This is a genomic window from Psychromonas ingrahamii 37 (genome assembly GCF_000015285.1).
Classification (GTDB): Bacteria; Pseudomonadota; Gammaproteobacteria; order Enterobacterales; family Psychromonadaceae; genus Psychromonas; species Psychromonas ingrahamii.
Genome location: NC_008709.1, coordinates 3,763,904 through 3,788,164, shown reverse-complemented (window position 1 = coordinate 3,788,164; position 24,261 = coordinate 3,763,904). Strand labels below are relative to the sequence as shown.

The following is a 24,261-nucleotide window of genomic DNA, read 5'->3' as shown; positions in this document are numbered from 1 at the left end:
AAGTGTATAAGCCATTAAGCTTCACAAGCAGCTCTATCAGGCTATTATTACAGTTGTCACTGTGTTCGCTAAAGATTAAAATCTGCAAAAATAACACCAACCTAGGTGCGTGTATTTGCTGTGTTATGCGCTTATATGTCTTTTGAAATAATCAAATGTTTTTATTAATAGGTAATTAATTTGGTAGGCCTAAAGCAATTCCCCTCAATAGAGGGTAGTAGTATGAGTGATGAAACACTTTTTGGTATTATAGCTCAAGATATTGAAAATAAAGGATATAGCGTCCTCCCAAGCGCGTTGCCAGAAAAGTTGGCTAGTGCATTATTTTCTTATCAGCAAACCATGGAGGCAGAACAATTTAAAAGTGCAGGCATAGGTAGGGGGAATGAATACCTAGAAAATAAATTTGTCAGAACAGATGAAATTTGTTGGATTACGGGGGACACTGAAACAGGTAAAAAGTGGCTAGATTGGTCTTCAAATCTGCAACGTTTCTTAAACCGACGTTTATTTTTAGGTCTTTTTTCATTTGAAAGTCATTTTGCCCACTATGGACCTGGAGATTATTACAAAAGACATTGTGATGCCTTTAGAGGTGAAGCTAATCGCATTTTATCAATTGTTGTATATTTTAATACCGGCTGGACGAGTGCTGATGGTGGCGAATTAGTGATATATAAAGATGAGCACGATCAAGACGGGATTAAAGTCGTCCCTCTTTTAGGTACATTGGTTACTTTCTTAAGTGAGGAATTTCCTCATGAAGTGCTTGCTGCTAATCGGGATCGTTATTCTATTGCGGGATGGTTTCGTGTTAATACATCCGTTACCGCTAAAGTAGATCCGCCCCTATAGGCTACGCAAGGTAAAGGCGGCGAGGCTGGCCCGAATGGCATGTTCACCTCGGGTGATGCATGGCATCTTAAAAAGGCACGGGCATCTCCGGGTTACTGGTATCAAGCAACGGGATAAGCGCGTCCTTCGGCAGTGTTGCGTGGCCTTTGATCCAATCTTTCATCCACTGTGGATCTGCCTCTTTTCTGGGATTAAAGCCGGGCAGCAGAGCCCTGAACATAAAAGGACCAACCTCTACACACAAATTAACTATTTCTTTGGCTATCTGAAACAGCGTTTTTAGACGATACAATATTTTGTCTTTTTTAAGCGCAATGCACATCCCCCAAAATCCCAGTCCCATGACGTGGCAACTGCCGTGAAAAACACCCAGGAAGCGAGCGAAGTACTGGCCTGAACAAGCCATATAGGCATCGTAAGCTACCGTTTTGTGCTCTCCTTCTTCAATCATATGCATGATCCAGAAGGAACTGACATGTCGGTCCGCACCGCCGAAAAGCGCAACGCGTTTGTTGATAAGCCAGTGAGTAAAGCCATTTGTAATAGACTCAAAACCAGCTGAGTAGGCCAACTGAGTGCGTAAGCTTCTTTTCTCAAGGCGGGCATAAGCCTTGGTCATATGCTTCTCCAGCCGCTCCAACTCAGGATAGCCATTGGCTTTCAATAACTCATTGTACTTGCGATGACACTTGAAATGATTTGCCTCCTGCCGATTAAAGCCCGCGAGATCTTTCAGCAGCTCAGGGTCAGTAATATGCTCGCGCGCTCTCAGTATCGAATGTATCAGGTAGGGTTCAAGGTAAGGCATGATCAGGGAAAAGCCATTAAATAAGTGCGAGCGCACCGGGTTACCGGGTATCCAAACCGGATCAAGGTCCTCCGGAAAATCAAAAGTGAAATTCCTTACTACGATCTGATCGACATCCTTGGGCTGATATTCATACAGGGGTTCTGTCATAGCTGACTCCGTTATTTTTATTGTGCAGCGCTAAAAGCCTGCGTCTTATATCGCTACTTGACCAAGAAATCCCGGTACAGATGTTGTGTGGATGCCCATCTGCAGATGGGTCAGAAAACCCTAAATTATCAGCTGCGTCCTAATCTCACTGGCACAGTATAGGGCATAAAACTGATGCGCCTGTCCATAAACAGACGAATCGACCATCGTCGGTTCAAGATCGAATGGTTACTTTGGTTAAGTTCCGGAATGTTGCTGCTTCAGTAATAGTGATCAGCTGAGGTCTCTCTTTTATCAGGGAATCCATGCTGTACAACTTCTGTTATCGGTTAGGTATAACTTAAAATATCAGAAAGATAACATAGATAGACTTAATTACTAATCAATAGAAAAATATTGGAAGCACATGATCCCGCTATTTATTAATTAAATATAAGTAAATTCGATACTTGCCGATAATCAGGCGGCTAGATCCCCATTGACGGTTATAGCTTAACCCTTTATTAAAAGAAAATTTAGATAAAAAGATTTGGGTATCTTGTTTTTTGTCAGAAATTACGTCAATCTCACAGGGAAGGATTAATATTGTCGATGTCCGATACAACTTGGTTTCTACCATTTTCTTTGGCGTAGTATAAAAAATCATCCGCGCGTTTGAGTGTTTCATCAAGAGATTCATTTACTCTTTTTTGAGTAACACCGATACTGCTGGTGGTTTTTATCACCAAACCATCGGTTAATTGCACCGATTCTTGACTTATCATCCGTCTTATCCTCTGCCCTATTCGAGTGGCTTGTTCTAACCCTATTTCAGGAAGAATAGCGACAAATTCTTCCCCACCAAAACGTGCAACAATATCACTCTGTCGTAACTCTCGTTGAATAACCTGAGCGATGGAAACGAGCACTTTATCACCTACACCATGGCCGTAAGTATCATTAATACGTTTAAATCGGTCCAGATCAAACATGATCAGACAAAAGTTTGATTGTTTTTCCAGATCATTGGCAGCCAATCTAAATAGCACTCTACGATTGATTAATTTGGTTAATGGATCAACGGTTGATTCTCGATAAAGCTTCATCAACATTGACAATTGCCCTACTTGTAACCATAAACTTATGCCTGCAAATAAAAGAAATAGCCAAATATCATTAAAAATGACCCAGTAACTGTTATTGCTAATCCATAATTCAAAACCGACAAACTGGATGGAAATCAATGAAATAACTAAAGCACCACCGCTGATAGTTAACGGGAATAACCCTAACATGGCTAAAATAAAATATGGCATCATCTCAAAAATGGCAGGAATGTTTTCATTTGGCGTAGGGGAAATAATTACCATAGTGAAAATAAAGAAAAACATTGGTACTAAAAACACTATCGGCATAACGATACGTACCGTACGTACGCTAGGCTGGTTTTTAAGGATAAAAGCTAAAATAAATAAACAAAAAGAAAGGAGCAAACGCGCAGCAAACAAATAACGCGCTTCTTGTTGAGAAAATAGAATAAAATCAAGAAATGAACATACTGGAACAGACAAAGCAAAAAATATACATATCAGCCAAAGTCGAGAAGTTATAAAGCTGGTACGAGTATTAACAAAGTCTTTAGAATGCAGATTAGTAGAGAGTAGATCTGTCAACGCAGTACGGCCTAAGCTAAAAAATGAGCGGGTTATGTTGGTTGATGAGACAGATTTTCTTCGTTCCGTCTGTTCATTAGCATCATTTGATACTGTTAGCTCATAATCAATACAGGCTTCCTGTGTGACGTCTTTGTTAATCATCTCTTTTACACTGCCTCAAAGGAATTTTTTTGGTGAATCGTCAATTAATTTTATTATTCAATGGCGGTGACCATATAACATACAGAGACAGTTTAGTTTGTTCTAAATCAAACCTTAACAAAATAAACATAATGTTAACAAATATTTACCTTCTCTAAAAAACAAAAAAGCAGGCCAGCCAGTGCGCTGGGATAAATAAGTAGAAGATGAGAGGTGAAATCCGTTAGCTAGGTAAGGTACCTAACCATCTAAATATTGCGTTATTGGCTTTTTACCATAAGGTGTCGTTTAAGTTAAGGGAATGGGTGTTGACAGAGGAAGCGATAGGCTGCTTATTTTTCAATCTTGGGAGCTTCGAAATTATAATTATGCCAAAATAAATTAAATGATGATCTTAATTAAAAAGTGGGAATATTAATTTAAATTAACAGTTGAAGGATTTATGCCTTTTTACAATGTAATCACTTAATTATTTCTTTTGGTATTAAGCGTGCCGACCTTGTTAGTTGAAAGGGAAAACAATACGATGAGCAGACATAAAAGCAAATGTTAACGCTAGTCACCTGTCAGCTCTCGCAGTCTATAGACCTTGCGCAGGTGGTGATGTCTTTTATCTGATATTACAAAAAGATTGTTCTTTTTCCCTCTTATTATTTTGCTATTTTATCTCTAGCAAGTGAATGAAAAATTAGAGTGAGCTGAGGGGCTAATCTGAATGGCCTTTATATCGATAGCATCAATCAATACGTCAGACTAGATTTCCGTGTTAAAATATTACAAATCATCAATAAACTGAATTAAAAATAATGTATGAAGAATTATTAGCGCCTATTAACTCCTTTTTAAAATGTAGTACGCCTGATTCTTGGGTTGATCAAGCTAAAAAAGCAGAAAATTTACCCATTCTTCTTCGGGATCACTTGATATGTGAATTAAAAGCTTCTCAAAGTGCCCTGTTTTTACTTAAGCGTTATGCCCTAAGAGAAGAGGGGATAGAGCAACTAGGGGAACTTGTAAAACCTTATGAACAATTTGCTTATAAGCGTATCGGTAATCTGGAAACCCTTAAAGGTAAGAATGCTATATCAAAGTCGATTAAGGCGCGTTCAGACTGTCCTTACGGTCAGGATATGGTCGATAAAATGGTTTTATTGATAAGAGAAGAATTACATCACTTTTATCAGGTATTAGAAATTATTGAAGACAATAATATTGCTTATGAACCAATACCTGGATCACGTTATGCAAAAGGGTTGTTAAAAAATGTTCGCACTTATGAACCGGAAGCGCTTATTGATAAATTGATAATCGGTGCTTTTATAGAAGCAAGATCCTGTGAAAGGTTTGCTAAAATCGCCCCACATTTAGATCCTAAAATAGGAAAGTTTTATTTATCTCTACTCCGTTCAGAAGCACGACATTATCAAGATTATTTAGCATTAGCAGAGCATATTTCAGGGCAAGACATAACCGAGAGAGTTACTTTTTTTGCTGTTGTTGAAGCTGAGCTCATTCAATCACCGGATTCTGACTTTAAATTCCATTCAGGAAAGCCAAACTTTTTTTAAGGCTCTATTCCATTTTATTGTTGCCCCCATGTATCTCTTTTAGCTGGGTTTTGCTTGAATCTTATTCGTAGGTCGAAGATCACTATACCAATGTTATTTATTTTTACTCTCGCCGGAAAATATTTAATTGCCAAGCCTGATTTATGGCTGCACATTTATGACCCGCTTCATTTTGTTGCAGCCTATTTTTTGTGAATGATTTTTTACAAAAAATCTAATTTTTAACTAAACTTTATTTGTTATCACACTATTAGCCAGTAGCAATAAAAGGATGTTGAATGCTAAATTTTCCTGCTCTATCACCTATCAAAATAATTCTTTATCAATTAAGCAATAATCACGTTATCAAGGAGGCAAAAGAAGACTGCTGGATAAACACTTCAAACAACAAATTGACAGCAACTATCTTTACCGCCATCTGTTTATTACTATCACCTGTTACTCTTGCTAAGCAATCAGACTCGATCGCGGTTTCCGCTGGCGTGTTTGATATAACAAATGATAATAATGATATGGCAACAGAGGTTGGTATTGAGTATCGTTTTTCACCACTCAAATCAGTATATAACCTGATACCAGCAGTGGGCTTTACCGTTAATGCTGATCAAGCGTACTGGTTCTACGGCGGTGTTCGTTATGATTTCCCGTTAAATAAAAAGTGGGTACTGACACCAAATTGGGCAATCAGCTACTATAACGAAGGTGACAGTACAGATTTGGGAGCTGATATAGAATTCCGTACTGGTCTGGAACTGGCTTATAAGCTGAGCGCTAATTCCCGTCTGGGTGTGGGCGGTTATCATTTATCCAATGCGGGTCTTGCAAGTAGAAATCCTGGTTCAAATTCAATTATCCTGAGTTATAATTTTTCATTCGGTGGTTTTAAGTAAGGAATTGGAAGAGCCATCGTTCGATTGTAACAAAAAGGTTAGCTCGTAATAAAAAGCTCTATTCTAGTTTGGTCAATCTGTTGTTATAAAATAGTGCTTTGCGGGCATACTTTGTCCTCATTTGAGGGAAAATTAAACTGTCATCTCCTGCTTATTAACATGCCAACACATCAATATAACTGCGCATAATACTAAATACTGCTACTTAAACTCACTTGTCTATTTACGCTCCTTACGATACAGCTTTATATAATTTATATTAGGGGTTTTCCACTTTTATTGCACGTTATATGCACACTTGATGCGCAAGTTTCGCATGCCTGAAATTTAACTTTTTGAAAATAAATAGTTATTTTTTTTTTTGCATTTATAGAGAACGCTGTAAATGCAGATCCATCATTTTTCCAATATAAAAAGTCAGATGTATATCCTATCTAATCATTTTTCATACTTATTGTTCTATAATTTTTATCAATAAAGAATATTTAATATATTTATTAATAAGAATGTAGGCTAATACATGGTTAGGGAGGTGATAACGATATGAGGATTTAGAGAGCAGTGAAATATGGTAAGAATTTTAGTACTGGTAAAAGCCTTATCTTACGGAAAAGTTACCAGCCAAATCTTAAAAGTGCAAAATACACATATTAAGGAATTTATGTTATGACGAAGTACATATTTAAAGGGAAACTACGCGCCTATATTTGTAAAGAATGTCTGGACGTTCTCGCCAATGTCCAAGTGCGGATTTATCGGCACCGGAGCGATCAGGATGTCTCTGGCTTGGTGGCCGCAGAGTCGAAACATACTTTTGTAGTGCTTTCTGATGACGACGTAAAGGCCAAGGAGCAGTATCTGATTGCCGAGGCCCGCACCGATCAAAATGGCGAATTTACTGTTCAGATCAACGCCGAAAAGAATAAATATTCAGGTGAGGCATTTGAGGTAGATGTGCGTATGACTACTATGCCGGGCCGCGATCCGGATGCCAAGCCGATCCCTGTGCAATTCGCCATTACCTCGTTAGAGCCGGAATGGACTCAGCAAGACAAGCAATATACTACCGCTTACTGGGATTATATCATTAGCTCACGTCACTGGTGTTATCTGCTTGCCTATTATGATGTCTGGGTTATCTGTGGAAAATTTGTTACCTGCGAGGGGAAAAAGCCACTTCCTGGCGCCATCATTCGTGCTTTCGATTCTGACTGGGTCCAGCACGATTCGCTTGGCGAAACAACAACTGACTTTAACGGTCGCTTCCGTATCTATTACACCTCCGCCACTTTCAAAAAAACCCCATTCTCACCCTTAATTAACATTGAGCTCACCGGTGGGCCGGATCTTTTCTTTCAGGCCGAGTTTGGCGGCAGCCTGGTTATCAATGAAAGCTCCTTGGCAGGTCGTAAGCCCGGTCGCGAGAATGTCGGCCATTGCGTCTGTATTGAGTTATGTACTGATAAGATTGTCCCGCCGGACGCAGATGAAATTCCCCATTGGGAACGTGTCGAGGACTTGGAGGTGGACACGGATTTCTCTCCTGAAGGCTACGGTGGTGCGAGCTCACTGGTAATGCATGACTGTATCGAGCTATTTGGCAATATGCCACTGAAGAACACCGCCAATAACAAGGCGCTTAAATATCGCTTCCTTATTGCCCCGTGGACCTGGCCTGGCGCCGAAGATCCGGCGGTCATCCCACCCAATGCCCCGGCCGATGGCGACCTTGTCCCAGTAAAATCGATCTGCACCACCAAAGTGGGTTATATCTATTATACCGATGCCAATGGTGACCCTCGTTCTGCGCCGGTCAATCTGAATTCGAGTAATCTGGATGGTGACGGTTGCATTACCCTGCTTGGGACGTTGGTCAAGGTAGATATGCACGATGGCACAATGGCAGACAAAGCCGTTACTGAAGAAAATTTTGTCGGAGCATATTTGCTGATGCAATTGAATTCAATCGCCTATACTCCCGCACCTTACAGCCCGAATGAATATCTGGGACTGGCAGCGGCAGGCAGCGCAGTTGCAGTGGTGGATCGTGCTCCGATTCGGCGCTTTAAATTGCGCTTTCAGGTGTATGATGATGGCCAGGCAGTCAATCAGATCGCCAATAACAAGACACTCAATGCTCTTGTGATTGACAACTCACCGGTGAAATATGCGTTGAACCTGACTGAATTGGCGGGTGACTTGTGTAATAAGGTCACCAACGATGTACATATCCTTTACACCATCGACCACCCGCACTTGAGTTACTTCAACATTACGATTGAAAATAATAGCGGCATAGTGCACAGCGCGCCGCCACTACCTAACGGCGCGTTCAGCGGAAACTTTTTTTTCAGGGGTGGGGAAAGTGGCGCTGCTGGCTTTCCGGTGATTGTCTCAGGCGACCCCGTCTGTGCATACGCCGTCAAGCTTAGTTGGGCGACCAGGCACTATCACAGCAACAGGGGGTACAACATGCATACCCAGATACTTTATTGCAAATAAGATGTGACTTTTCGGGAAGTAGGCGCTAAGCGTTAAAAAGGGGGCAGGTTCAAGCCTGTCCCCTTTGAATTAAACGCAAATGAAAATGCAAAGCCCAATAAATAAACCGAGGTCTGAATGGCATGATCCTATTGACACTATAGCGAAATAATTGGTGAAAATAGTGTTTATGGTCGATGTGATTTTAAGATTGATTTTGATCGTGATATTGTTGAACTAGGGTCGGGATTAGAGGTGATATAGTGCCTGTTCAGCTGTACCTTAAGTACATGTAAGGCAATGTGTCAGGCTTTAAATTTGATGCCTATATACGTGTATTACTTAAATGCTGGAACAACGATCATTCCATCAGCTAATGAGAAATAGAGCGCAAGAAACAGATTTGTGAAGCTCAAAATTCTGGTAATCAATATACCGGTGAATGTTAGAGGAAATTTATGGCCAAGCCAAATACTAAAGCTCCCTCTAGAAGTGTGAATATTTATTGCAGTAAATGCCAACATCAACTTTTTAAATATAAAAAAGGCGGAAAAGGCTCTCTTGTAAAATGCTTCAAAGAGCGAATTACTAAAAACTTTACAACAGAAGAATGCACTTGTCCTGAATGCGCAACAGTGTTTGCTAGAGAGATGCTAATACGAGGCACCCCTGCCTATAAAATGATAGGCGGAAAAGTTTGGTTTAAATAGGTAAATTATTTTATATCGCTTAATGCTAAAAGAGTGAAGGCTTATTGCACATCAGTCATGTTTCTTGTGCTGATCACTTTGTAAAATCTTTTGAGTGTCTCCATGGTATTTTCTGCCATGATAATAAGGATTGCTGTCCAGCTTTCTGTTGCCACTTTCTTTTCTGGCTTGTTCAATAATAGGATTAAGTCGTGCTTCGCGTTGCTCACACGACCTGTCCTTATTTGTTATATGCCGCCATTGTTAATATATTATTTACTTTCTTTTGAACAGCTTGTGCCCGCATGAGCAGCAATAATGTTTATATTTTGGATCTTGAGGGGGAGTTAAAGGTTGGAAAGTAACCTTTTCAGAACCGCATGCATAGCACTTTGCATTTTCATCATTACTCATTTTGCATTCGGGATGCTTTAATAAATATTCTTTTAATGTTGGAATCTTTTCCCAATCTTCTTGCTGTACTGGTGAGTAATATACAAAATAATACATCAAAGCGCTTACTGCTATTAATGTTAAACCAAACCAAAACCAATAATCTATAATCCATAATTTATAATCCATCATTAGACTCCTAATAATCTACACATAATAGAATATTAGTCGTCATTCTTACTAATACACATTTTAAATCTTCATTTTTACAGGTTTCTATCAGCATATTTTACATTTCTTCTGTTTAATTTTAATAATCACATAAGCCATTCAATAAGGATAAGATACAGTTGAATTTTTCCCTTTGTCGCTAATTTTAGCCGATAATTTTTGTATCTTAAGCCGGTGTTGACGGTATAGAATAACTCGGTTGGAAAATTTAAGAGCCTTTTTAAAGGTTACAAACTGGCTAGAGAAATAGACGCGTTTAAAACTCGTTTATTTCTAAAATTAGGCCGTAACAATAATTCTATAGCCTCGTTAGGCGTAAGCAAATATTAGTCCTATCTAGTTGGAAAGGTTAGGCAATCTGGCCTATATAATGAGAATTATTGATCTGTTGAAGTATCAACTTAAAGGATTGGTTTAATGAGCCTGCGTACTAAATTATCACTGTTACTTGTTTTTCTCTTTGTCTTCTCTATTGGTAATACTTTATTTACTTTCGTCTTGGATAAGTTTGGAGAAGAAAAGCTTGGATGGGTAATACATACGCATGAGGTTTTAAATAGCGCACAAAAATTATTAAGTTCGATGACCGATGCAGAAACAGGGCAAAGGGGTTTTTTACTGACGGGGAATCCTGATTACTTAGCGCCATATCTTAAGGGCATACTTTCATCGGAACAAAGTTTCAATAATTTATCTGGTTTGACATCAGACAATCCTAAACAGACAAAACGCTTGAATGATATTAAAGCATTTATGGAAAAGAAGTTTATAGAATTAAAACTAACAATTGAACTTTATCAAAGTGGCAATACGGAAGATAAAAGAAAGGCGATTGAGATAGTAGAGCAGAATACCGGTAAAAAAATGATGGATGAGATAAGGCTTCAAATTACTTTATTCACGAATCATGAGCATTTATTATTAGAAAGAAGAAAGGCTGATTTCAGAGAAAGCAGAGCACAGTTGACTACTATAGTGATTATTGAGCTTATATTATTTGTATTTTTAGGAATAATAACAATGTTTTTCATAAGGGAAAGGTTATTTTCTCCACTCAAATTGTTGCTTTTAAATGCCGAGAAAATGGAAAGGGGAGAAAGACAAAATATTGAAGATATTTTGCCTAAAGATGAAATGGGCTACTTACTCTCTCGTTTTTATCAAGTAAGTGAAAAAATTTATACCGATACTGAAATATTAACCTATGAAGCAACTCATGATGCTTTGACCGGTTTAGCCAATAGAGTAGGGATTGATATAGCAATTAGGCACTCTATTGCAGCTATAGCAGGCAGTGATAGAAAAATGGCTGTTCTTTTTATCGATCTCAATAAATTTAAAAAACTTAATGATACTCTGGGGCATGATGCGGGAGATGCCGTTCTAAAAGAGACTGCTAATCGCCTTAAAGAGGCTTTACGTTCTGATGATAAGGCGTTTCGCTTAGGAGGGGACGAGTTTGTTATCGCTTTAAATGATCTTTCTGAGATATCACATATTAAAATTGTAGTGGATAATATATTAGATAAATTTAAATCACCGTTTATATTCAACAATGATCCTATTGAAATTTCTCTGAGTATAGGCATCGCGATTGCACCTGACAATTCAACAGATAGTGAAGCAATATTAAAATTCTCAGATATCGCAATGTACATGGCTAAACATAATAAAAATCATAATTACAGTTTCTCTGACAAAACCATGCTGAAACGTGAAAATGATAAATAGTATAGCTGGAAGTATTCAGCCTGCAAGTCCCACAGCACAACGCTCCGCACAGGGTGGTTCATTTTTCTTTATTAATATTAAATACTTACTCACACTTGCTGTTTTAAAAACGCATTACTGTTCGCAATAGTGATCCCCTTTTTTTAGTACTATTACATGGCACTTTGCTGGTTACTCCCCGGGTAATAGCAGATGTTCGCTAACTCCTCATTTTATTAAATTTCGTACTTTGGTGCGCGGTTTAAGCCATTGTCGCCAGTAATAAATCCACAATCCTATAACAATGCAACTAACAACCAATATGCTTGATCCACAAGTTTTGTATTTATGGGGAGCTTTATAAATAAAAGTGCGTCATTTTCCTATTATAAAAGTCAACTTATAATCATATATGTATACTATACGACTATTTTTTATATTCTTAATGATATAATTTTCATAAATAAATTGGTTTTTAAGTGCGAATGTAGATTAATACACTGTTAGCAGTATAAATTAGTAATGGATATATAATGAAAAAATTAGTGGTAGCCCTAGCAGTATTCATTATGACTGGTTGTACGACCGTAAAATATAACCAGGCGGATAATTATATAAAACAAGTTGATTATCCAGAAACTGGAAAAGTGATCACTGTTTATGTAGGTGGTCATTTAGTTCGAAAAGGGACAATTTCAGAGGAAAATGTGTTGATTGTTTATCGGACAATTGATGGTGCCTTTTATGATATACCAGAAAAAAAATACCTACAAATAGGGTTTGATAATAAAAAAGATTTTTACTCTGCCGTTGGTGTTGTACGTGGTGGTTTTTCAGATCCAATTAAGGCTTTAGCGCTAGGTAAACATAAAAATGCTGAATTGTGTGTAATAACAGTGTTTGGTGGCAGTGCTTGTTATGCTGGTGAATTCGAACGAAAAAAACAACTTTCTGAAAGAGGTCATAGCTTTCAGCAAGCACTTATTTACAGTGGTCGAGTAGGTAATCAAATCAATATTGGGTACAGAGAATTTAGCAATAACAGTCCGAGACCTGCTTTCAATAATGATGTTGAGTATGATTTATCTTCCTCAAATATCATCGGATATAAAGGTGCTTCTATAGAGGTTATCAAAGCTGATAACAGTAGTATTACATATAGGCTAATTCGGAACTTTCCGTGAAAAAATGCGAACAATTTGCCCAACATAGACGCTAATAGTTGTCGCTATTTCTGAAAAAGAAAAAACGTAAAAATACAGCGTTTTCCGACGATAATCAGACCGAGTCGATAAAAACATCGATGGTATTAAGACTTCCTTAATGATGATTAATCAATATACCTGCAAGCATTATGACTTTCTTTACCGTGTGCTTACTCAGCCTTTATATCATAGGTGCTGATCGTGACAGCATGGATGTTTATCATGGAGACGGACAGATTATTTGGTGAAAATGTTATTAGTACGCCGCAGCCAAGGCATATAAAAAGGTTAAAGGCGGGCTGTCACGGTTTTTTAAAATAAAAGTAGCAAAAAATAGCGTTAACCTACGCGAAGATCTTTGCAGCTTAATGCGAAATCTAATTCAGCAATAACTGAGTCATATTTAATGATTGATCCTAAGGCCGTTTTTATCGCGCGTTATTTTCCTGTTGAACCAAGTTTGTGCGAAATTTAAGGTGCATTAATATGAAAAGTGAAACATGCTTTGGAAAAAGGTCAAGGCAACCTCTAAGCCAGTATTTTTATGAAGATGAAGCACAAAATGCGGCTGAATACTTAAAGAAAAACTATCATCAGGATCTGGCTCCCTATGAATGTAATAAATGTGGTTTTTGGCATCTGTCACCTAAAACGAGGATAACACCCAGTAAGAAATGCACTAGATGTACTGCTGGAGATGGTACCTATAAAGAGACCTATCGCACAAAAAAAGAAGCCAATACCAGAGCTAATATTATATCTGGTGAACAGGGGGTTGATTTAAAAGTCTATAAATGCAGATATGGTGACGGTTGGCATTTAACTAAACAATTTTGGTGCTGAGTGTTTACGGCTCAAAAGACATAAGATAATTGGCTATAAAATAATATTAAGCTGTCAATTCACTAAATAATTATGCAACGGGAGCCGTCAGAAAGATGCTTTCACTTGTAATCTTTTATAATTTAACAGCTCATAATTGTCTTCGTTCGAGTTTCACTCCTTATTACATTTTTTTGAAAGATTATTAAAAATTACTTTAATGCTATTTTGGGCTTTATTGTTATCAGAAGAAGGGGGATTCGTCTTTTCAGTTTTTAGCCCGTTAACTTTTTAATCTGTTAACAAGGGCGTAGTGTATCAAATAGGGTTGGGTTCAATGATGAGTTTTAGAAATTGTGAATATGGTGTAGGAGACAACCCTTACATAATGGCGGGACAGTTGTCTGGTATTACTAAACTTGTTGATGATTTTTATAATAATATGGATGTTTTTTCAACATCAAAAAAAATTAGAGATATGCATTCGAGTGATTTATCAGAGTCTCGAAAAAAACTCTCCTATTTTTTGTCTGGTTGGCTTGGTGGACCGAAATTGTATACTGAGCATTACGGGAGTATCAATATTCCCTTAGCACATAAGCATTTGTCAGTAGGTATTGAGGAAAGCGAAGCATGGCTTTTATGTATGCAAAAAGCCGTAGATCAACAACCCTATGAACCATCATTTAAAGTTTATTTAATGGCACAATTACGTGTTCCAGCAGAACGAATTAGAACAGTGTCAGGCACCTAAGCGAACAAGAATGCATTCCAGCAGAACGAATTAGATCAGTGTCAGGCACCTAAGTGAACAAGAATGCATTCCAGCAGAACGAATTAGAATGATGTCAGGCACCTAAGTGAACAAGAATGCATTCCAGCAGAACGAATTAGATCAGTGTCAGGCACCTAAGTGAACAAGAATGCGTTTCAGCAGAAAAAATTAGAACAGTGTCAGGCACCTAAGCGAACAAGAATGCGTTTCAGCAGAAAAAATTAGAACAGTGTCAGGCACCTAAGCGAACAAAGACGCGTTCCAGCGGAACGAATTAGAACAGTGTCAGACACCTAAGTGAACAAAGACGCGTCCCAGCAGAACGAATTAGAACAGTGTCAGGCACCTAAGCGAACAAGAATGCGTTTCAGCAGAACGAATTAGAATGATGTCAGGCACCTAAGCGAACAAGGAAAATAGCATGCAACCAGATAAAATAATTCAGTTTCGCAAGCAGTTGATAGCCCTTAAGGAAGATCTTATTAGTGTGCTTGCCAGCACTGCAAATGAAATCAAGCCAGTGGTTCTGGATCAGGCCGCTGTTGGTCGCGTATCGAGGGTCGATGCCATGCAGATCCAGCAAATGGCACTTGAATCTTCGCGCCGTCGCGAACGTCGATTAATCAGTGTGGAGCAGGCGCTAAAGCGATTGGAGAAACAGATATATGGAATCTGTGTCGACTGTGACGAAGACATCAATGTTCACCGTTTGGAAATCGATCCAACGGCCATTCGCTGTATCAAATGTGCACAAGTACTTTCGCTGTGATCACCTTCAACGGGACGTGTCACGACAGTTATTTTTTTTTCAAAAGAAAAACCACAACCTGCACGACGGTTAACCAAGCGTTATGAGCATCTAGGAAAGCCATGCTAATCAGAATATTTCACGATAAAATCCTGAATAGCTTTCTATTTAAATGATTGGTATTTTAAATATCCATACCTGATATTGTTGTTTAAAAATAGACTCTGCAACCAAATCACCGCTCACCCAGAAATTTTTTTTGTTGATGGCAGATTAATGTTCAGATTGTCATCTTCATTTGCCTGATCATTTTTGGCTGTCTAGCTTTCTCCATGCCGCTTTCTGTGGCAGTATACGCACCATTTTGGGTCTTTTTTTATAGTGGAAGTCCCGATGACATTTATTTTTGGAGTGTATTTTGAACCTGAAACAAATACAAATCGCGATTTATTCGTTATTTTTAACCAACAAATTTGGCTTCAAATTAAATAAGGCGACAACAAATGCTGACAAAAAGAAGCTCCGCTTGGAGTACGCTGTCAGCTTGTTCTCCAAACTTAATATTGAAATCGTGGTTTCTGGCCTCGATAAGGTAAACCCTGACGGACAGTATCTTCTACTTTCTAATCACCGCAGTATTATCGATCCCTGTGTGATTGAAATGGCGTTAAAAGACACTAATGTTTTTGGCTTATGGGTTGCAAAAAAAGAACTCTATAACTCTTTTTTCTTTGGTAAGTTTGTCCGTAATGGAGGCTCTATTTTACTGGATAGAGGCTCAAATAAAATGAGTCAATTCTTTAAAGATATTAAAAAAAGTTTGAGCAATAATGCTTCTATTTTTATATTTCCCGAAGGTACGCGTAATGTGCAGGACACAGACCTTACCGAGTTTAAGAAAGGGACGCAGCTTATCGCGGTTAAAAACAAGTTGCAGATACTGCCTGTATATATAAGAACTAATTCAAATACGGCATTAAAAACAGCGATAAAAAACCGTGAAAAAAAATTACAGATAGAAGTCGAGTTTGGTGATGTGATCGATTATAAAGATAGAACGATGGATCTTGAGCAGGCATATAGAAACATGTTTGATACACAAGCCTAATCAGTCGGAATCAAATGAAGAGCTGGACCAACAAACTGCCAGGCGCTTTTTTGACCACGGATGTCGAGCGTTAAGACTGTCTAATAACTCACTTTTTATAATTCTATAAAAACGTTATAGGATTTCAACGTGTTGTATTTGGTGGTGTTTTCCATGGCCTGGGTATGATGCTATTAGCGCTAATCTCACTCACAAGGCAATGCACTGGACGCATTACTTTGTCGCTGAAGCAGCAACAATGGCATTTTATACGCTGTTGTTTATGTGGAGAGAGAAGTGAAAAAAAAAGCAACTAAGGCTGTAATGGCATTCGATGGCAAGAGAGTTAAAATGTCTTCATTTTGTGTTATGGAGGGAGAAATACTGGTTGTGAATATTCTTGGAACACCTGGCGCGAAGAAGGATGCTGTCGGAAAGGCGCAGGGAATTCAGCTGAGGGTTCGTGTTACTGCAACGCCTGTCGCCGGCAGAGCAACTGATCATATGGTTAGATTTCTCGCGAAAGAATTTAGTGTTTCACCCGATGATATAACAGTTGTTTTTGGTCGGTTGAACATCAATAAACAGTTGCGTATCAAAGCGCCGAAAAAAATGCCTTCCGTAGTGGCAAAAGCGCTTTCAAAAAAAGACAGTGCCTAATAAGCGTCGTCATGCTTAGAATACCAATTATCCCTATAATACGCTTAAAACAGATAATCCTGCCAATGTACTTTGATGAACCCTATCATGTCCCCGTTTTTCATTCTGTTAAATTATCCCCGCGGGGAGAAAACCTAAAAATATTCTACCAAAGGGAGTGGCTAAATCTAAGCAGTTAATTAGTTCTTTTACTATAAATTGCAAAAGAACGGCTATTATTATCAGATGGCCTAATTCTATGTAACTCCCTCTAAAAATCATTTTCTTAGATGTGCCTGTTTTATTTTTCACTGTGATCTGGAGTAAGTATGTTTTCAGCTTCGAATGGTAAACCAGATAAGTTAGGCGTGACCTATAGCAGCAAAGGTGCCAATTTTTGTATTTATGCGCGGCTGGCAGAAAGTGTCGAACTGCTTTTTTTTGAAGATAAAGATGCCGATGCAGCGAGCAATATATTTAAATTTTCAACTAATGATAATCGTACCGCTTATTATTGGCATATTTTTATTGAAGATGTAAAACCGGGACAACTCTATGGCTTTCGTGTCAATGGACCTTATCGCCCCTATCAAGGAACGGCTTTTTCCCCAAAGAAAGTGTTATTAGACCCCTATGGATTATTGGTTGAACGGGGTGATCACTTTTCCCGTGAGGCAGCACTTGGCAGCGGCTCCAATATTGATACCTGTTTAAAAAGTGTGGTGGTTGATATAGATGATTATGATTGGCAGGAAGATCAACATCCTCGGCACTCTTTTTATAAAACAGTTATTTATGAAATGCATGTGGGCGGTTTTACTCGCCATCAAAGTGCTAATATTGCAAAAAAAAAACGCGGTACTTATGCGGGCTTAATTGAAAAGATCCCCTATTTAAAAGAACTGGGGGTAACCGCCGTTGAACTAATGCCGATTCATCAGTTCGATCCGGGTGAACATCACGCCGGATTGGCTAACTATTGGGGATATAGCCCGTTATCCTTTTTCGCAGTGCATCGCGAATACAGCTCAGACAGATCCAGGCTGGGCCCCGTTAATGAATTTAGAGATATGGTAAAAGCCCTGCATGCGGCTGATATTGAAGTTATTTTGGATGTGGTTTATAACCATAGCGCAGAGGGTGGGGAAGGTGGCCCGTCTTTTTCGTTGCGTGGTTTTGATAACAATGATTATTACATCTTATCCAAAGATAGACAGCATTATATGAATTTTAGTGGTTGTGGTAATACCCTTAACGGTACACATTCCGTGGTTAGACGCATGATTATTGACAGTTTGCACTTTTGGGTAGACAAAATGCATATAGATGGATTTCGTTTTGATTTGGCCTCTATTCTATCCCGTGATGAGCTTGGTGCGCCTATGCTCAGCCCGCCGACGTTATTCAGTATTGATACTGATCCGATTTTGTCCTCAATTAAGCTGATAGCAGAAGCATGGGATGCAGGGGGATTATATCAAGTGGGTAGTCTGGCAGGGCAGCGTTGGCGAGAATGGAACGGTCATTTTAGAGATGATGTACGGCGTTTTGTGCGTGGCGATCAGGGTATGGTAAGTCAGTTTGCCAACCGTTTGATTGGCAGTCCGGATATTTACGGTGAACATCACTTTGAACCGGAAAAATCGGTAAACTTTATTACCTGCCATGACGGCTTTACGCTTAATGATCTGGTCAGTTATAATAACAAACATAATTTGCCCAATGGTGAAAATAATCTCGATGGATGTGATTATAATTTCAGCTGGAATCATGGGGTTGAAGGTGAAACGAATGATCCTAAAATCCTTCAGCTGCGCAATAAGCAAATCAAAAACATGCTGACGATAACTTTGCTCTCTTTAGGTACGCCGATGATTTTAATGGGTGATGAAATAGGGCATTCGCAAAAAGGCAATAATAATGGCTATTGTCAGGATAATCCGGCATTTTGGTTTGATTGGAGTCAGATTAAAAAGAACAGGGCGCTTTTTGACTTTACTAAGGGTTTAATTAAACAGCGTACCGCTATCTATCTCAATCCCAGTTTCCGCTATTCTTTGCATGATATTATTCTACGGTCAGACATTCATTGGCATGGTGTGAAACTCAATCAACCTGATTGGAGTGAGTGTTCTCATAGCATTGCCATGGAAAGTACACACCCTCACTCAGGGGTTGTCTCTTATGTTATTTTTAATGCTTTTTGGGAAGTACTTAACTTTGAATTACCAATATCTGCATGCGGGAAATGGTTGCGAATCGTTGATACTTCCTTAGTGGATGGTAACGATATTTATAAGAGTGGCGATAAAAAATACTGGTTTAACGATCAATACCTTGTTGCACCACGATCCGTGGTGATTTTGATTGGAGAAACACCCGATGATTAATATAAATCATCATACTACTGTCTTCAGACTTAAGTTTGTTACAAAAAAATGCAGCACCACAGAGCCCACGCACACTTCATCAGACTGAGAAACGTTGTTTCGATTCTTCTTCATCAACAGAGTCAAAGAAGGAAAACATTAGCAATAATATGTTTTAGTCTTTCCTCTGTGTAGCGCTTAGCGCCTCTGTGTTCTCTGTGGTAATACCTTTAAGTTTGTTACAAAAAATGCCCATACCCATAGTCTTTCATCTTAAGCTACGGGTGCTAATTTTTTATGCTATTTTAATTGTTCTTTGATTAATTTATCCAGTTGCTTGGCTTGGTCCAATCGCTTTTCATTGTTATCACGCTTTCCAGCTGTAACTCAGAATAGACGGGATCTTGTAAAATAACGCCGATTTTATTGGCTTTACAGGTGATACACCAATCAGCTGTTACATCAACAAAAACGGTATTTCCCTATTTTACATATTGATCAATGCTCTTTTTATTGAGTGGCAACCAGGTCAGATTATCCTCTATCAGTGTCGCCCAATGTCTTATGGTAAGGCTGGCAGTCAAAAGCCCGGCACTGGTTATTAATAAGCTAAGGGTTAAAATCACAATCACTGTTTTTTTACCCCGATTTTTAGCTATGTGGTATAACAAATAAACACAGAACAATAAACCGATGACGACGGTTAGTAAGCCACCGATAACAGGCACGAGCAAACTTAATAACCACAGTGTTGTTGCCAGCATCATTAACCCAAAAAGCGCTTTTATTTTATGTATCCACCGCCCTGGTTTAGGCATCAAGAAAAGAAGGTTTGGGTATAACGAAAAAAGCAGTCAGGGCAATGCCATGCCTAATCCTAAAAAGGTAAATACGATCCACATTTCAAAGATGCTTGCCCCTGATTACCCAAACGTTTTAATCCTGACAATAAAGCCTGACTGCCGATATTACATATAACTTGCGAACACTGGCATTTTAGCGCCTTGTTTTCGAACAGCGAACGTGCACATAAACTCCACCATGTTTTTGACTGGGTGATCATCTTTTTTCTGACGGTAAGCATCAGGAAGGATTGCATACTGTGGTCACGGAAACCCATGGTTTTCTGCTTAGGAAACCCGTTGTCAGGGGCAGAGAAGCCAAATGCCGGCAATACTCTGAATCAGAAAATTGAATGAATGGATGGCGTGGGAAAGTTTATTTAAGCGATTTTTTTATATACTATTTTTTTATGAAAATGATATTTTTCATTCTGTGTTTTTTATAATTAGGTAGATAACAGCTTGATTTAAGACTTAAACAGGGTAGCGTGTACTTAAGTTTTGAGAAGTTGATCACGAATTTGATGAAATATGGGCTGTAAAACGTCACTATAGAGCTCGTAGCATGGCAGCCAGTTGCCGAAAGTGAATAAACCCTTTTTTTATTTTTCGCTGTTGAAATTTACATATAACCACTTTATTTAAAAGTGGAGGTAATAGCTAAAAAGAACAATTTTGTTGATCAAGATAAAAGTAATCACCTTGTAATGGTTATCTATCAAACGAATTTCTGTGTGAATAAAAGAAGGACCTATGTTATGAAATCAATATTAAAAATAAGCAAATTAGCCGCGCTTATTACCCTAGTGACAACTGCAGGCTTAGCGAATGCAGCCTCTCAGGGGTCGACCGGAGGCACATCAACAGGCTCATCAGAGGTAACTGTCAGTGTCGAGCCTCGAATAGTCATTAATAATGTTGCTGACGTATCAACAACATCCACCGGTACTGGAGACCTTGAACTTATTAATACTATGTGTGTGGGTACCAATGTAGACGGAGGAACATATAAGGTAGCTGTAACAGGAACTGGTGGCACTACTGATGCTTTTTCATTAGTTAATGCTCTTGACGATGATACTATCCCATATACTGCATCTTGGGCTGACACTGTAGCAGCAACAACCGTTACTGCTTTAGTTTCTGGCGCTCCTTTAAGTTCTCAAACAAGTACTATCAACACAGCATGTGGAACGGATAATGCAACATTAATCCTTGATATCGCAGAGTCTGAGTTACAAGGTGCGACTGCAGGCGACTATACCGGTACAGTAACTATGGTTGTCACACCAATTTAATTGTATTTAGCCAAACAATCTAGGTGACTTGAGTTTATTAATTAAAGTCGCTTTTTTTATTTATAAGAAAGACAGATCACTACTTAACCCATTCTTAATAACCCCTCAACCTGATTGTTTATCCTTACTGCGTGATTAATAAACTATTCCTTTTCTACGCAATTATTGGAATAAGTGGCCACCAAATTACTTGTCAGACCAAATATATGGCTAGTATTGATGCTTTGGTCTTCCCTAAACGACACAAATATCGGCTCTGGACTCCATTTTGATTTGATTTTGAGTCAATTAACTCAATGAGGCTTGTTGTTATTTTAATGGTTTGACAAGCGCCTAATCGGCGCTTGTCTGATAACATTTGAGCTTGTTTAATAGGATAACCCCGCTTACCTTTATTACGGGAAAACTCTCTGCTGACCGTTGATTGGCTAAGACTTAGTTGCGTTGCTATTTTATTTTGGCTCAGACCTGTTTTTTCGACAGGTAATCTCTTTTAAATTAACTAAGTCATTATTAATTAAATCTTCTTTTTTTATATCAATAATACAAAGATCACTATTTTTAATGGTTAATTCAGTTTCACCTGTTATCTCAGCTTGGAAATAGCCAAATTGATCTGTCATTGCAATACCACTTGTACCCAAAATTTTACTGTTTATTATTGGTAATCCATCCTCATTAACGATTTTACCAAAAATGGTAAATACTTTGGTGATACTCCAAGTTAAGGTTTGTACATTACCTGGATATACAATGACACTTCTGGGCCCTGAGTCATAGATTGCAAATGGTGCATTACTGGCAACAAGTTGTATCTGGCTTTCTCGGTACGAACTCAAATAGACAGGAATAGAGTCACCTACTTTCAGATCCCTCATATAAAGCTGATTATTAACCTTAATATCAAAGCGCGCAGACTTCACATTGCCATCAACATTGACTATTACTGCGCTATTGCCAGACTCGCCCCCTATTACCATATTTCGGGTGGTTGAGATTAATCCTGCATTAAAATTGAGATATGTTCTTTTTGACGAATTGTTCTCATTATCATTGGCCCATTCGCCCCCAGCCGAATATTTTCCATATTGATTTTTTACTGTTGCATTAGAAAATAATCGTTGTAATCCATTTTCTTTTTGTTCTGCGCCAGCATCTAGAGTCCCTTTCCCACCTAAAATATCATCAGAATTGACTTGGGCTGAGCCAGAGGAATAGGTTCCCGAGGGTGTTGACTGTTGTTTTTTATATCCTGTAGCGACTTGATAAGATTGGTTTTCTGCTGAAAAGTTAACCTTTAGACCAAGTAAAAATAACGTGTCGTCGTTGGTTTTATTAGCACTAGTAGTTAACATGACGTTACTGCCGTATAAATGAAATAATGGCAGGCTTAAAGAGGCGCCATAACGGTAGCTCGGGTCAATTTCAATATCATGTAACGTATAAGATCCATTAAATGCCAATATGCTATTTTTTGGCAGTACCAAGGACAGCTGCGAATAGTACGTCGTTGTGCTTCCTCTAGAAAGGTAACTAATGGGGATTTCATCATTAGGATCGCTAATATGGGTATTGATTGTGCTGAAATTAAAAAATAGGTTGTCTAAATGAGTAAAAACAGAAAATGATTGTGCAAAATTTTCTTTACTGCTGCCTAATAATGCAAGTTTAAGGGTAGAGTTTGCGAAAAGTGTGCTGGCGTTTAGTTCTAATGAAAAAGAATCACCAACGGAAAGGAGATCAGCACCAACAGCATACTGGTCATTGATATGGTTCAAGAATCGAGTGTTGAGCCAGTATGTTTCAGATACATCAGGCAGCCAGTTATCAAGATCTTTTTTTGCCACTCTACCAATTTCTGCCTTGTAAAAGGGCTTTCCCACGGGGGGTAAGTTTATGCTTTTAATAAAAAGCTGTTGTTCTTCACGCACAACCCCACTGGTTCCCCTGATTTTTAAGTTAATGAGATAGGTGCCGTTTGGTAAACTGCTGGTATCTATTTCTTGATTTCCAGCTTCGTAGGAAGCTGTATTAAGTAAGTGGTCCTCTCGCCATATTTCTACTTGTGATGATTGTGACAAAAACAGAATAATTTTACTGCCTCTTTCTCTATTTTTATGAATAGCGGTTCTTCTTGAAGTTGCAATATTAGCGCCATACATGAGTGTAGAATCAGTAAGGTTTGATCCTGCCGTTCTAAATAGTCCACCACCATAAAAATAACCAGGCTGATCGTGTTGAAACAATGTTTTTTCTACGAAGCCTCTTGAAGCGCTAGAATGATAAGCGCCAAAAGCGAGATGAGAGTTGTTATAAGCAGCAATGGAACTGAGTGAAACAGAAGAGTTTACCTCTTCATCCGAAAATGCATTTTTACTATAGGAATAAGCACCGTTTAAGTTATTTATTATTGAAAAACCCGATTCAGGGAGAGGGAGGTACTCTTTTTCTGTCATCGTTTCTATTGTTAAAAACGAAGGATGAATAAATAATTGCAGTTTATAGCGTGAAGAGGTGTATATAAAGCCAACCGGGTTAGCCAGTGTCAGTTCTAATTCTCCACAACCGGGCTTTTTTATCGGCAGACATGATTTTGCAGCATTATCGGGTAGAGGTGAACTCAGCGCATTGATCACCATTTGTAGGTCTTTAATATTAGAGATTAAATTGGTAACGGCAATGGGCGATTTTAAGGTCAGTTTTCCTAATAAAGAGGTGGCTTGAGCTGTACCGATAAAGGTGTCTTGGTAGATAATATCGACAACCAGTTCCTGACTATCAAGTAATGACTCAAAACCTGGAGGTACGTTAGCAGCTTCTACTGGTTTAATTAGAAGGAGGATTAAACTGAGATTAACTAAATAAATGCCTAGCCTGTACAAATTTTACATTCCTCATCAATAGC

19 protein-coding genes and 1 pseudogene are annotated in these 24,261 nt (G+C 38.5%); 14 read left to right on the top strand and 6 right to left on the bottom strand.

The window, feature by feature from the left end; translation table 11 throughout:
• The first annotated feature begins 222 nt into the window (after nucleotides 1-222).
• A complete protein-coding gene (locus tag PING_RS15865) occupies nucleotides 223-855 on the top strand; it encodes a 2OG-Fe(II) oxygenase (protein ID WP_011771338.1) in 633 nt (210 codons plus the stop codon).
• Between the two features lie 67 nt (nucleotides 856-922).
• Here PING_RS15865 and PING_RS15860 read toward each other — a convergent pair whose 3' ends face one another.
• Nucleotides 923-1,813, bottom strand: a complete 891-nt coding sequence (locus PING_RS15860; protein ID WP_011771337.1) for a metal-dependent hydrolase — start codon at nucleotides 1,811-1,813, stop codon at nucleotides 923-925.
• Between the two features lie 566 nt (nucleotides 1,814-2,379).
• A complete protein-coding gene (locus PING_RS15855) occupies nucleotides 2,380-3,609 on the bottom strand; it encodes a GGDEF domain-containing protein (protein WP_011771336.1) in 1,230 nt (409 codons plus the stop codon).
• 806 nt (nucleotides 3,610-4,415) lie between these two features.
• On the opposite strand from PING_RS15855, the gene miaE reads away from it, so the two are divergent.
• From miaE to PING_RS15835, 4 genes are all read left to right on the top strand, one after another.
• Complete coding sequence (gene miaE, locus PING_RS15850) at nucleotides 4,416-5,177, top strand: tRNA isopentenyl-2-thiomethyl-A-37 hydroxylase MiaE (protein WP_011771335.1); 762 nt, start codon at nucleotides 4,416-4,418, stop codon at nucleotides 5,175-5,177.
• 278 nt (nucleotides 5,178-5,455) lie between these two features.
• Entirely contained in the window at nucleotides 5,456-6,067 is a 612-nt protein-coding gene (locus PING_RS15845) for an acyloxyacyl hydrolase (RefSeq protein WP_011771334.1), read from the top strand.
• A 666-nt stretch (nucleotides 6,068-6,733) separates the two neighbouring features.
• Complete coding sequence (locus PING_RS15840) at nucleotides 6,734-8,569, top strand: transthyretin-like family protein (protein WP_011771333.1); 1,836 nt, start codon at nucleotides 6,734-6,736, stop codon at nucleotides 8,567-8,569.
• Between the two features lie 437 nt (nucleotides 8,570-9,006).
• On the top strand, nucleotides 9,007-9,258 hold the full coding sequence (locus PING_RS15835) for a hypothetical protein (RefSeq protein WP_011771332.1): 252 nt from the start codon (nucleotides 9,007-9,009) through the stop codon (nucleotides 9,256-9,258).
• 255 nt (nucleotides 9,259-9,513) lie between these two features.
• Here PING_RS15835 and PING_RS15830 read toward each other — a convergent pair whose 3' ends face one another.
• Nucleotides 9,514-9,822, bottom strand: a complete 309-nt coding sequence (locus PING_RS15830) for a hypothetical protein (protein WP_011771331.1) — start codon at nucleotides 9,820-9,822, stop codon at nucleotides 9,514-9,516.
• Between the two features lie 456 nt (nucleotides 9,823-10,278).
• Between PING_RS15830 and PING_RS15825 the strand changes: the two genes are divergently transcribed.
• The 8 genes from PING_RS15825 to glgX all read left to right on the top strand — a co-directional run bounded on the left by PING_RS15825 (nucleotide 10,279) and on the right by glgX (nucleotide 19,237).
• A complete protein-coding gene (locus PING_RS15825; protein ID WP_011771330.1) occupies nucleotides 10,279-11,592 on the top strand; it encodes a diguanylate cyclase domain-containing protein in 1,314 nt (437 codons plus the stop codon).
• 512 nt (nucleotides 11,593-12,104) lie between these two features.
• Nucleotides 12,105-12,755 (top strand): hypothetical protein, encoded by a 651-nt coding sequence (locus PING_RS15820; RefSeq protein ID WP_011771329.1) that lies wholly within the window; start codon nucleotides 12,105-12,107, stop codon nucleotides 12,753-12,755.
• A gap of 507 nt (nucleotides 12,756-13,262) precedes the next feature.
• Nucleotides 13,263-13,619: a hypothetical protein gene (locus tag PING_RS15815; protein WP_041766592.1), complete on the top strand. Its 357-nt coding sequence runs from the start codon at nucleotides 13,263-13,265 to the stop codon at nucleotides 13,617-13,619.
• A 316-nt stretch (nucleotides 13,620-13,935) separates the two neighbouring features.
• On the top strand, nucleotides 13,936-14,352 hold the full coding sequence (locus tag PING_RS15810) for a group II truncated hemoglobin (RefSeq protein ID WP_011771327.1): 417 nt from the start codon (nucleotides 13,936-13,938) through the stop codon (nucleotides 14,350-14,352).
• Nucleotides 14,353-14,794: 442 nt separating this feature from the next.
• Complete coding sequence (locus PING_RS15805) at nucleotides 14,795-15,142, top strand: TraR/DksA family transcriptional regulator (protein WP_011771326.1); 348 nt, start codon at nucleotides 14,795-14,797, stop codon at nucleotides 15,140-15,142.
• A gap of 397 nt (nucleotides 15,143-15,539) precedes the next feature.
• Nucleotides 15,540-16,229: a lysophospholipid acyltransferase family protein gene (locus PING_RS15800; RefSeq protein ID WP_011771325.1), complete on the top strand. Its 690-nt coding sequence runs from the start codon at nucleotides 15,540-15,542 to the stop codon at nucleotides 16,227-16,229.
• A 276-nt stretch (nucleotides 16,230-16,505) separates the two neighbouring features.
• The gene (locus PING_RS15795) at nucleotides 16,506-16,868 is read left to right on the top strand and encodes a DUF167 domain-containing protein (protein ID WP_198134713.1); all 363 of its coding nucleotides are present in this window, start codon (nucleotides 16,506-16,508) and stop codon (nucleotides 16,866-16,868) included.
• Between the two features lie 308 nt (nucleotides 16,869-17,176).
• Entirely contained in the window at nucleotides 17,177-19,237 is a 2,061-nt protein-coding gene (glgX, locus tag PING_RS15790) for a glycogen debranching protein GlgX (RefSeq protein ID WP_011771323.1), read from the top strand.
• Between the two features lie 299 nt (nucleotides 19,238-19,536).
• On the opposite strand, the pseudogene PING_RS21920 reads toward glgX, so the two are convergent.
• Nucleotides 19,537-19,680: pseudogene (locus PING_RS21920) on the bottom strand (thioredoxin family protein); the annotation flags it as partial.
• An 18-nt stretch (nucleotides 19,681-19,698) separates the two neighbouring features.
• Nucleotides 19,699-19,983 (bottom strand): hypothetical protein, encoded by a 285-nt coding sequence (locus tag PING_RS21110; RefSeq protein ID WP_198134712.1) that lies wholly within the window; start codon nucleotides 19,981-19,983, stop codon nucleotides 19,699-19,701.
• 833 nt (nucleotides 19,984-20,816) lie between these two features.
• On the opposite strand from PING_RS21110, the gene PING_RS15780 reads away from it, so the two are divergent.
• Entirely contained in the window at nucleotides 20,817-21,356 is a 540-nt protein-coding gene (locus PING_RS15780; protein ID WP_011771321.1) for a hypothetical protein, read from the top strand.
• Nucleotides 21,357-21,808: 452 nt separating this feature from the next.
• Here the strand turns inward: PING_RS15780 and PING_RS15775 are convergent, their stop codons facing one another.
• Nucleotides 21,809-24,238 carry a CS1-pili formation C-terminal domain-containing protein gene (locus tag PING_RS15775; RefSeq protein WP_011771320.1) on the bottom strand — a complete coding sequence of 810 codons (2,430 nt, stop codon included), beginning with the start codon at nucleotides 24,236-24,238 and terminating at the stop codon, nucleotides 21,809-21,811.
• Nucleotides 24,239-24,261: the final 23 nt, after the last annotated feature.